Origin of the sequence: Tropicimonas isoalkanivorans, from assembly GCF_900112335.1 — a bacterium.
GTDB classification, from domain to species: Bacteria; Pseudomonadota; Alphaproteobacteria; order Rhodobacterales; family Rhodobacteraceae; genus Tropicimonas; species Tropicimonas isoalkanivorans.
Genome location: NZ_FOLG01000044.1, coordinates 1 through 3,088 on the forward strand (window position 1 = coordinate 1; position 3,088 = coordinate 3,088).

Here is a 3,088-nt window from a genome sequence, read left to right on the forward strand (position 1 = left end):
CCGCGCTTGGCATACCTGTCACAGAGGCTGTGGGATAAGTCTGTCCGGGGAAAGGGGAAGCTTGGCCGTCACCTGAATTGCACAACAGAGTCCTTGGGAGGCGTCTTCATACTGTGCAAGCCTTTGCGCTTCCCGGAACTCGCGCTTGAGATCGACCTTTACGTCAGAAAAACCTGCGGCGGAGCTTTTGATGAATTGATCAATCGCGGCGATCGCTGTCGAAATGCCTAAGTGGTTGGGCTCGGCCAGCAGCATCCTGGCTAGACCTTGTATGTTTCCGGGTTTACCTTTTCGGGCTTTACCGCAATTGCATTCAATTTCATCTTTCAAAATGTTGCCGTGCGTTGAAGAAGTGAAGCCCTTTGCAATAGAAGACATGAACCTCGTAAGCGCTTCCGCAGCCCTGACTGCGTTGCCATCGACGGACTGAATGTCTGTTAATAAGATTGACAGTGCGTCGCGCGTATGGCCTTCCCAGATCGGAACCTTCCGGTTCCAGAATGATCGCAAACTGCGCACCAGCTCATTACTGCTGGCAAGAACAAAAAGCTCTTCGTGACCATTCAGGTGGTCATCCAAGGGTTTTCGTTGTGGCCAGCCAACACGGTATCCGCCGCGGGCGGGGGAAGTATTCTCAGCAACAATCACTTTGACGGAAGCTGGGAGAGCCGAAGTCAAATCGAGCGGCTCGTTGGCCAAAAGGGTCTCGCGAGCACTCAGCACCCATTCACCCAGTTCCGAACAACCTTCCGCGTCTTTGGTCCAGCGATGCGGGTGATCCAGCTCATCATGTGCCGCGCTAGCCACCAGAGCTTCCCAACGTGCTCGGTGCTGTTCGGCCGCCTTGGCTTTGCTCTCATAAATGCTCTGCATTCGATCACCGAAGATGCGCAGTTTCGCGCCTTGCCCATGTATAGCCATGATAATTTGGTGATGATCCGGCGAGGCGTCCTGGTGCTCGTCGCAAACAATGATCGGATAGCGGCGTGCCAGTGCTGCCGGAACCGCTTGATTTTTTTTGAGAAATACCGCGACACGGGCCGCGACATCTGAGAAACCGTTGTGCGTATAGGCCCAAACGGTCGGGTCCGGCGGAAGGTCTAGCACCTTGTGATATACGGCGGCGATCTCGCAAATCATCGCGTCTATGGTTCTGATCTCAACGGCATTGCGAGAGATGCCCCGGGTACGCTCTTCGAATACGTCGCATGCCGCATTGGTATGCGTCAAAATTAGCATCCGAGCATTGCCGAGCGTCGGTGCAATATCATGGGCATATTCAGCGCCCTGATAGGTCTTGCCACACCCCGCAGGCGCTTCAATCACGACGAGTGGTTCATCGCTCCGGAGCAAATTGAATACGGAATGATCAGACATCCGGGAAATTTTCGGCAACGGTGAGACCAACAGAGGCCAGTATGGCTGCGATCAGAGGGAGCAAACGCGCTGAGAGATCATGCCATCCACCAAGCGAAATCGCCTTTTGAGCAAGTTCAGCGCCACCGGACTCAGACTTGAACCAACTGGACGAATGGCTCTTCCAAGCTTTTCCCTCACCTTCCGGTGCGCCGTCCGAGCTACCGCTCGCCGCTTCAATAACAAGCCGTTTTAGATTTTTTCCGGAGCCGACCAAGGCCGCGTTGATGCTGTCCAGAGTCCGTTCTTTGGCTCCGGCGCGAACTTTCAAGTGCTGAAGGCGATTGCCGGTCATATTTTCACCTTCGAGGCCGATAAGCGCGGGAATTTGATCGTCAGGAATAGCAGAGATGACCGCTTCTTCAGTGCAGCCTTCTTCCCACTGGAGGAGAAGGTCTCCCATCTTTCCTTTTAACGCCGCCCAGTTCCCGACCTTGACGCCTTCATTGTCGGCCAGGCCAGCAAACGTGAGCCCAGCCTCATCAAGAGCTTTGAGCAGTTTTCCTGTGTGATCGTTGCCTTGTCCGTTGCAGACACGAATTCCATGATCCAACGGAGCACACCCCAGGGCCAATTCTAGGATGTGATTAAGAAAGCCCACTTCCGTGACGCCTTCAGCTATCACCGCGACACGTGATAAGAACGTTTCAGGGTCGTTTTTTTGCTGTTTGCCAACTAACTCAGACGGGAGTGAGCCCAGGCGACCGGAACTGTCCATGTACCACAAGTGTGCTTCTGGCGCTGCGGCTATCGCAATTGGGCTGTGCGTCGTAACGAACTTCTGGCCGTCTTGCCCGATAAGATCGGCGAGGAACTGTCGTAGACGATATGGCTCAAGCCCGCGTTCTATCTCATCTACGGTGATGAAAGAGGGCGCATTGGTATTGGCAGCCCCGATTTCAAGGCTGGCCAGACGCCTAGTTCCGGCTCCCCAGCTCGATAGCGGAAGTTGTGTGTCCTCAGACTTCTGGGCCAGCAAACAGACAAGTGCACCGATCGATACGCCCCTGGAACTCGTCAATCCGATCGACACACCACCAGGTAGGGCTTTTTCTCCGAACTTGGCATCAAGCGCCGCGAGCGCTTCCTTTGCCTCGTCCGAAAGTTCGTCCTGAAGATTGATGTCGGCGACCTGCTTTCCTATGCGGGAGCGCAAGGACGGATCGCCAATATGTCGATCCAGAGCAGACCCGTAGACCAATCTGAGGTCCTTATCGTTTCGGTCATCACTTGGGAGAGAAACTAATCCGATCTGTCTTCGGAGCCCTACGGAAAAACGGATCGTGTTTCCGTCAGGCTGAACGATTTCCCACAAGGTTTCTTGCTGATCGTTTGCTGTAAACCGAAATATATAAACCTCGTCGTTCTCGCCGTTCTCTTCATCATTGTTTGGAGCAACGGCTTCCTTCCCATCCCAATGCCAAGGATAGGCCATGTTTGGCTGGGTGTTGATATCGATCTCATCTCCTATGCGGACTACCGCCTCGATCGTAAAACTGGTAGCGGTTTCCCTCATCCAGTAGTCTGTCTCGGAAACGTTGAAAGAGCTGGATGGAGAGAAAAGAAGGTCAACGGCCTCTAGGGTCAGGACCCATTGATTTCCGGGTAGGGGCGTGATTCACGGTCCGAAAACCGAGCGGTGAACATGTCTGATCTTTTCTGGCTGACGGAT

2 protein-coding genes are annotated in these 3,088 nt (G+C 54.0%); both read right to left on the minus strand.

Annotated features, from left to right (window positions below; all coding sequences use genetic code 11):
- Nucleotides 1-18: 18 nt before the first annotated feature.
- A complete protein-coding gene (locus BM075_RS23980; protein WP_093363114.1) occupies nt 19-1,377 on the minus strand; it encodes a UvrD-helicase domain-containing protein in 1,359 nt (452 codons plus the stop codon).
- Nucleotides 1,370-2,932 carry an ATP-dependent nuclease gene (locus BM075_RS23985; protein WP_093363115.1) on the minus strand — a complete coding sequence of 521 codons (1,563 nt, stop codon included), beginning with the start codon at nt 2,930-2,932 and terminating at the stop codon, nt 1,370-1,372. The genes BM075_RS23980 and BM075_RS23985 overlap by 8 nt, the downstream gene beginning before the upstream one ends.
- Nucleotides 2,933-3,088 lie beyond the last annotated feature (156 nt).